The organism is Methanoculleus sp. MH98A, from assembly GCF_000691865.1.
Classification (GTDB): domain Archaea; phylum Halobacteriota; class Methanomicrobia; order Methanomicrobiales; family Methanoculleaceae; genus Methanoculleus.
The window spans coordinates 1-1830 of sequence record NZ_JMIO01000179.1; the positions used below are offsets into that span (position 1 = coordinate 1).

Consider the following 1830-nt stretch of genomic DNA (forward strand, 5'->3'; position numbering starts at 1 on the left):
TAGAGTTCCAGAAATAGCCAGATCTCAAGAACTCCCGTAAAAAAGAAGGCTTTAGCATGTTAATGTAATCCCCTCTTGCGTGAGGCTGTGAATATCCGTGAATGTGGTTAATAATTGATCCATACACAGATGTCCTTACAAGGGGCCACAAAAAGACACCATTCGCATTATATTCCCACAGATTGGCATCTTCCTCTATCGTCAACAGCCTTTTAAGGGAATCTGGTAATTCGGACACCATTTTCACCATGATTAACGGTTTTCAAGGGGTGATCTGACAGAGGGAAATAAGTACTCTATCATATACCTGTATTTACCTAAGCAATGTTAGAACAAAAAAGTATCCCGGAAGTGCCCATTCGAGGGCTAAGCCTGCGAGTGCTATGCAGGGGGGATAAAGGCGTTCGCAAATTTTATTGTAAATATCTACTTACAGTGACGTTAGTCAAGAACGTTCCTAATTTTCACTGTATCTTAACCCTAAATATCTTGGTAATTGTTGCCCACCTAGAGATCGACTAGCTCTCCTGATTCTACTGAAACCCTTTTATGAAGCGCTCACGACCGCGGCACAGCATAATCGAGAAAGCACTAAACCTAGGCACCGGCATAGATTCTTTATGCGTTACATCGTCACCGGTGGTGCCGGCTTCATCGGCTCCAATCTTGCGGATACGCTGGCACAGCACCACGACGTCGTCATCATCGATAACCTCGCCACCGGGCGGCGGGAAAACATCGAGCACCTTCTCAACCACCCCCGGGTGACGTTCGTCGAGGGGAGCGTCACCGACCTCGACCTGCTCATGAAGACCTTCCCGGACGCAGACGGCATCTTCCACCAGGCGGCCATCCCTTCCGTGCCTCGGTCGGTGAAGGATCCGCTCGCCTCGAACGAGGCGAACGTGACCGGCACGCTCAATGTGCTCGTGGCGGCGAAGGACTGCAGGGTGCCTGCCGTCGTCGCTGCTTCCTCCTCTTCGGTCTACGGCGACACCCCAGTTCTCCCCAAGCACGAGGGCATGGTTCCAAATCCGCTCTCCCCCTACGCAGTCACGAAGTTCGCGGATGAGTGCTACGGAAAGGTCTCTGCCGACCTCTACGGCATCCGGACGGTCTTCCTGCGCTACTTCAATGTATTCGGCCCCCGGCAGGACCCGAACTCCGAGTATGCGGCGGTGATTCCGAAGTTTATCACCCGGCTGCTTGCCGGTGAGCCGCCGGTCATCTACGGCGACGGAGAGCAGACCCGCGACTTCACCTTCGTCGCCGATGTGGTGCAGGCGAATATTAAAGCGATGGAGAGCGACGCCCGGGGGGTCTTCAACGTCGCCGGGGGCCTTCGGATCAGCCTTAACGATCTCGTATCCCTCCTGAGGGAGATTACCGGCACGCGGTGCGACCCGATCTTCGAGGCACCCCGTGTGGGCGATATCCGGGACTCGCTCGCCGACATCACCCTGGCGCGGGAGACGTTCGGGTACGACCCGCAGTACACGGTTGAAGAAGGGCTCCTGCAGGCGGTGGTGTGGTTCCGGGAGCAGGTGTAAGACTTTGATTGATAGATCTCCTCGATTTAGCTGATGGTTACACAGAATTGCCATGAAGCGACTGGATACGCTTCATCTTCTCCTCACCGTGCGCGCCTGTTAGGACGGTCGTCACCCAGTCGTACGGCCCACCCTGGAAAATACTTCAGAATGCGGCCGGCTTCTCAAAGTAAGGTGTTCCGAACCGTAGTTTCCACTTCGTGCCATCCTATGTTAGCAGGAAGAATCATAGTCTTAAAGTAAAACCCGGGGAATATTCTACACTATCGGAACTTCCGGG

Annotated in this window: 2 protein-coding genes; one reads left to right on the top strand and one right to left on the bottom strand. The window is 53.9% G+C overall.

Annotated elements, in window-relative coordinates:
* On the bottom strand, window positions 1-250 hold a 250-nt coding region (locus EI28_RS15105; RefSeq protein ID WP_231476824.1), incomplete at its 3' end, for a hypothetical protein.
* A 370-nt stretch (window positions 251-620) separates the two neighbouring features.
* On the opposite strand from EI28_RS15105, the gene EI28_RS12445 reads away from it, so the two are divergent.
* On the top strand, window positions 621-1550 hold the full coding sequence (locus EI28_RS12445) for an SDR family oxidoreductase (RefSeq protein ID WP_048115312.1): 930 nt from the start codon (window positions 621-623) through the stop codon (window positions 1548-1550).
* Window positions 1551-1830 lie beyond the last annotated feature (280 nt).